The 223-nt window shown below is 48.9% G+C and carries 1 protein-coding gene; it reads right to left on the bottom strand.

All coding sequences use genetic code 11. The features are described from left to right. Positions 1-223: IS110 family transposase (locus EII41_RS13980; protein ID WP_148091787.1), on the bottom strand; the 223-nt coding region annotated here is incomplete at both ends.

Raw genomic sequence — 223 nt, 5'->3', positions numbered from 1 at the left:
TTTCAGGTTCTTGCTTGCGGTAAGCTGTTTCTTCAGCTGCCTGATAATCGTTTTCTTCTGCTTAAGGAGCATGACCGTCTCAGAGGGCATTTTGTAGACGCCGGGAGCCATCTTCTCCCCGTACATGGCAATCAGGCAGGCATCTTTGGTGTCAGTCTTGGTTACGGTCATCATCATGCGTGAGAAGTGCTTGATTTGTTTGGGATTCACCATACTTGCGGCT

Source organism: Tannerella forsythia (assembly GCF_003860135.1).
Taxonomy (GTDB): Bacteria; Bacteroidota; Bacteroidia; order Bacteroidales; family Tannerellaceae; genus Tannerella; species Tannerella forsythia_A.
This window is presented reverse-complemented; position numbering and strand designations above follow the sequence as displayed.